This is a genomic window from Oceanicaulis sp. UBA2681 (assembly GCF_002354675.1).
In the GTDB taxonomy this organism is placed as follows: domain Bacteria; phylum Pseudomonadota; class Alphaproteobacteria; order Caulobacterales; family Maricaulaceae; genus Oceanicaulis; species Oceanicaulis alexandrii.
The window spans coordinates 1-5,042 of record NZ_DEMB01000016.1 but is presented as its reverse complement, the minus strand read 5'-3'; the positions used below and the strand labels follow the sequence as shown (position 1 = coordinate 5,042).

The following is a 5,042-nucleotide window of genomic DNA, read 5'->3' as shown; positions in this document are numbered from 1 at the left end:
CTGTGGTTCGGCGGGATCGCCGAGGATGTGGACATCCATGTGAGCGGCGGGTCTGACGCCTACATCCGCACAGTCACCGGCCAGCGCAATATCCGCACCTCCGGCGGCGGCGACTTCACCACCGGCGGCTAGACCGACCGAGAATCGGATCAGTCCGCTTTGGGATTGATTCGGGGATCAAAGCGGGAGGCTTCATAAAGCGCGATCGCCGCGGCGTTCGACACATTGAGGCTTTCCGCTTTCGGTCCCATCGGAATGCGCGCCAGCGCCGAGCAATGCTCGGCCACGCGCGGGCGCAGGCCATCGCCTTCCGCGCCCAGCACCAGCACCAGGCCCGGCCCGGCGTTCGCGGCGACTTCGTCTGACAGGCTGGCTTCCGCTTCGCCCGCCAGTCCGATCACATAGCGGCCGGCCTCCTGGAGCGCGATCAGCGTATCGGCGATGTTGGTGACCTTCACATGGGGAATGGTCTCCGCGCAGCCGACCGCGGTCTTGCACAGGGCGCCAAAAAACGGCGGCGATTTTCGGTCCTGAACAATGACAGCCCGAACGCCGAACGCGGCGCACGAACGCAGGATGGCGCCGACATTATGCGGGTCGGTGATTTGGTCGAGGACGACCAGCAGCCCATGGGTGGGCTCCATTACGGCGTTCAGCGATTCCGCAGGCGGCGCGCCGGTTTTCAGCGCGAAGCCCTGATGCACCGCGCCTTCGGGCAAGCGGGCTGTGATCTGGCCGGGCAATTCGATGTCGGCGAGCTTCTGAAAGGTGTCGTCCAGCTCGGTCGCGGCATTGCGCGTCACATGCAAAGAGATGTGTTTTCGCTTGGAGTTGGCCAAGGCCGCCAGGACCGCATGGCGACCCCAGATCCACCCCTGATCGGGGCCGTCACGTCGGGCTGCATTTCGCGCTGCAGAACCCTTTTTATCGGTGTTGCGCCGTTGAAAAGCCATGACTATAGTCCGCGCTCCAAATCAGGGAGCGGCCTCGTTAAAGCCCTTAGCGCTCTTGCGCAATCGGTTGATGCGGTGGAACCCTGAATTGGCCCGGCGACTGAGCTCCCAATCAGTCGTTCTCGCGGTGACGCGAACCCTGTGGAGGGGTGGGAGAGTGGTTAAATCCAGCAGACTGTAAATCTGCCCGTTTCGGCGTACGCTGGTTCGAATCCAGCCCCCTCCACCACTTCTTTTCAAATGAGCTGAAACGTTACCCGTCTTGCCGTCAGGCATGGGCGGAAAAGTGTTCGTGCGCATCCCGGCATCTGCATTCTGACCGCTTCTGCCATCTCGACAAGCGGGTCAGGGACACGCTATCTAATTCGTCCGGCGCGGGTATAGCACAATGGTAGTGCAGCAGCCTTCCAAGCTGAGGATGCCGGTTCGATCCCGGCTACCCGCTCTATTTCCCTGCATTTCCTGAAATCGAACGCGTGCAGGCCGTGACGGCGATTGCGCCGCGAGGGCGAACCACGTCACACTTTGAGCAAGACTTGCTGGCGAGGCGGGTCATGGTGACAGGGTGGAGGAAGCATGGCGCGCGTACTGGTTTACTTCGCTCATCCCGGTCGACGCTATTCACGTGCGAATCTGAGCATGGCGGAAGCCGTCAATCATCTGGCCGGCGTCACCTTCGTTGATCTGTACGAGCTGTATCCGCGCCACGATATCGAAATCGAGGACGAGCAGGCGCGTCTGGTCGAGCACGATGTCATCATCTTCCAGTTTCCGCTGTTCTGGTATTCCACGCCCTCGCTTCTGAAAGAGTGGATGGATCTGGTTCTGGAGCATGGATTCGCCTATGGCTCCGGCGGAGAGGCGCTGAAGGACAAGATCTTCATGTGCGCCGTCACCGCGTCGTCTCCGGAAGACGCGTACAGCCCTGACGGCTTTCAAAATCACTCTTTGCGCACCTTCCTGACTCCGCTGGAGCAGACCGCGCGACTCTGTCAGATGCGGCACTTGCCTCCCTACGTTCTGTTTGAATCGCTCGTCGCGTCGGAGGATGACCGCCTGCCCGATCATGTGAAAGGCTACAAGGCGCTGATCATGGCGTTGCGCGAGGAGCGCTATGATTGCGACCGCGCTGGCGAGCTCGACCTGGTTCAGGCCCGAGACCTTGAGGCTCTGGTGCGCGATGGGGAGACGGCCTGATGGGTGATTTTCTGCTTCTGGCGACCGTGTTTCTCACCGCGGGGGTCATCGCTGTTCCGCTGGCGTCTCGTCTGGGGCTGGGATCGGTGCTGGGCTATCTGCTCGCAGGGATCGTGCTGAGCCCGATCCTGGGTCTGCTTGATGTGGATGTGATCGCCATCCAGCACTTCGCCGAGTTCGGCGTCGTGATGATGCTGTTCATCGTCGGGCTGGAGCTTGAGCCGCGTCGCCTGTGGGATATGCGCGCCCGGTTGATGGGGCTGGGCGGGCTGCAGGTTGGGGTGACCGCAGCGGTCGTCATCGCCGTCTGCCTGATGCTGGACATGCCCTGGCGGCAAGGTGTGGCCATAGGTTTCATTCTGGCGCTCTCCTCCACCGCCATCGTCATCCAGACGCTCAATGAGCGGGGACTGATGAATTCGGATGGCGGTCGCAGCAGTTTTTCGGTGCTGTTGTTTCAGGACATAGCGGTCATCTTCATGCTGGCCTTGTTCCCGTTGCTCTCTTCACCAGAGATCGCGGCGGACGCAGCCGCCCATGTCGGGGCGTCCGCCTCTGATCATGGCGGCGAAAGCGCAGATCTGGCGTTGTTTGCAGGCGTGCCCGGATGGGGGCGAGGGCTGATCAGTCTCGCCGCGATTGCGCTGGTCGTGGGAATTGGCAGCTATCTGACCCGTCCATTGTTCCGGTTCATCGCCATGGCGCGGCTCCGCGAGCTGTTCACTGCGGCGGCGCTCATGCTGGTGGTCGGGATCGCTTTGCTGATGACGCTGGCGGGATTGTCGCCGGCTCTGGGGGCGTTCCTGGCGGGCGTGGTTCTGGCCAATTCCGAATACCGGCACGAGCTGGAAAGCCATATCGATCCGTTTCGCGGGCTTTTGCTGGGACTGTTTTTCATCACGGTCGGGGCGGCTGTCGACTTCACGCTGCTGGCGGACCAGCTCTGGGTGACGTTGGGTCTCACGCTCGGACTGATCGTGATCAAGGCTCTGATACTGTGGGGGCTCAGTCTGATCTTCCGGATCGGCGGGGCGGATCGCTGGCTGTTCACATTGGGACTGGCCCAGGCGGGCGAGTTCGGTTTCGTGCTTTTGACGCTGACCGTCTCTGAATCGATCTTGCCGCCCGCCACTGCAAGCCTGCTTTTGCTGGTGGTTGCCTTGTCCATGCTGATCACGCCGGGCCTGTTCGTGCTCAATGACAAGATCAGCGCGATGATGGCCAGATCGCGAACGCCCCGGGACGCCGACGAGATCGATTCCAAGGCCAAGATCATCATCGCCGGACATGGACGCGTCGGGGGCATCGTCAACCGCATGCTCCGCGCCTACGGGCATGACACGACCGTTCTGGACTATTCCTCAAGCCAGCTCGAAGTGCTTCGCGCCTTCGGCATCAAGGTCTTCTTCGGAGATGCGACTCGGCCCGACCTGCTGCACGCCGCCGGGATCGAGCAGGCGGAGCTGCTGGTGGTCGCCATCGACAACCGAGATCAGATCACCGAACTGGTCCGCCATGTGCGTCGCAATCATCCGCATGTGCATGTGATCGCCCGGGCGGTCTCGCGCGAGCATGTCTATGATCTGTATGCCGTAGGGTGCCGGGACATGATCCGGGAGACGTTTGATTCCAGCGTGCGGATCGGGCGTAGCGCGTTTGAGGCGCTGGGGGCGCATCCGTTCGACGCTGAACAGATGTGCCGCGCCTACGTTCAGGAGGATCGCAAGATCCTGCGTGAGATGGCGGAGGTTTATGACCCGGAAATCCCAAATCACAAGAACCCGCCCTTCGTCGCCAGAGCCCGCGAAGCGCGTGAACGTCAGCAGAACGAGCTGAGTGGCGGCGGGCGCGTTCTGGGCGCGATGAATGATCGGCGCTGGTCGCCGCCGACGCCGAAAGACGTCCGAGTCGAACGCGATCAGGCGCGTTCGGACCCGGACACTCCAGATTAGGCGGCGCGGTTGATGAGGCCCATGGCCTCGCCGATGCTGAGGGGGCCTTCTGACAGCTCAAATACGGCGCCAGAGGCTTCGGGGACGCTGACGCATCGTTCCAGCACTTCCGCCACATCTTCACGGGAAATACTCTCTCCGCTCACATGACCGGCGGAGACCTCGACCTGTCCTGCGCCGCTCTCATGAGTGAGCGCGACTGGGCGCACGATGGTGAAGTCAATGCCAGCGGTTTCAAGGTAGGCGTCGGCGTCGCCCTTGGCCTTGAGATAATGGCGCAGCGCTTCTGGTCCGCGCTCAGGCTGGTCTGCGCCGACAGTGCTGAGCATGACGAAGCGTTGAACCCCGGCCTGCTTGGCTTTCTCGATGAGCGAGATGGCGCCGTCCCGGTCGATGGCGTCGGTCAGGGCGTCCGGCGTGTCGCCGCCCGAGCCGGCGGCGAAGATGACCGCATCCATCGAGTCGGCCACGTCGTCGGGCAGCGCGGTCAGATCTCCCGTCCGCGTCTCGACGCCCTCAGGCAGAACGGATACGTCAGAACTCTCCCGCACAAGCGCGACCGGCGTGCCTCCCGATTGCTGGATCTTGCGGGTGAGGGCGCGGCCGGTGTGACCCGTGGCGCCTGCAATGAGAATACGCATCGTCTTCTCCTGTTCTGCTGGACGGCTGACGGTCGCCAGCCTGGTAAAACAACGAAGGGGCAGGGCTTTTGTTCCGTTCCAGGAACATGAAGGGGTGGCGGAGGAGGGGGCGGAACGAGGCTTCATCTGCAGAAGCCTGCGTCCGGGGCGCTTTCTCCCTTGCCTTGCGGGCGAGCGGGCGCTATGCCCCGCGCCATCGCCAAGGCGCATCGTTCAGCAGTCGGACCGTCGGCTGATGCAAGCGCCGCAAATCCATGTTCCAGCTTGAGGGTCCACGACAATGGCCAAGGAAAAGTTTG

Annotated in this window: 4 protein-coding genes and 2 tRNA genes; 4 read left to right on the top strand and 2 right to left on the bottom strand. The window is 62.4% G+C overall.

Annotation, left to right across the window (positions count from 1 at the left end):
* Nucleotides 1-149: 149 nt before the first annotated feature.
* Entirely contained in the window at nucleotides 150-953 is an 804-nt protein-coding gene (locus B3M53_RS11300; protein WP_273020477.1) for a TrmH family RNA methyltransferase, read from the bottom strand.
* Nucleotides 954-1,096: 143 nt separating this feature from the next.
* Between B3M53_RS11300 and B3M53_RS11295 the strand changes: the two genes are divergently transcribed.
* The 4 genes from B3M53_RS11295 to B3M53_RS11280 all read left to right on the top strand — a co-directional run bounded on the left by B3M53_RS11295 (nucleotide 1,097) and on the right by B3M53_RS11280 (nucleotide 4,102).
* A tRNA-Tyr gene (locus B3M53_RS11295) sits at nucleotides 1,097-1,182 on the top strand.
* Between the two features lie 145 nt (nucleotides 1,183-1,327).
* Nucleotides 1,328-1,398, top strand: a tRNA-Gly gene (locus tag B3M53_RS11290).
* Nucleotides 1,399-1,529: 131 nt separating this feature from the next.
* The gene (locus B3M53_RS11285; protein ID WP_022699747.1) at nucleotides 1,530-2,150 is read left to right on the top strand and encodes an NAD(P)H-dependent oxidoreductase; all 621 of its coding nucleotides are present in this window, start codon (nucleotides 1,530-1,532) and stop codon (nucleotides 2,148-2,150) included.
* Complete coding sequence (locus B3M53_RS11280; protein ID WP_160091538.1) at nucleotides 2,150-4,102, top strand: monovalent cation:proton antiporter-2 (CPA2) family protein; 1,953 nt, start codon at nucleotides 2,150-2,152, stop codon at nucleotides 4,100-4,102. The genes B3M53_RS11285 and B3M53_RS11280 overlap by 1 nt, the downstream gene beginning before the upstream one ends.
* Here the strand turns inward: B3M53_RS11280 and B3M53_RS11275 are convergent.
* A complete protein-coding gene (locus tag B3M53_RS11275) occupies nucleotides 4,099-4,743 on the bottom strand; it encodes an SDR family oxidoreductase (protein ID WP_160091539.1) in 645 nt (214 codons plus the stop codon). The two genes, B3M53_RS11280 and B3M53_RS11275, sit on opposite strands and share 4 nt — an antisense overlap.
* Nucleotides 4,744-5,042: the final 299 nt, after the last annotated feature.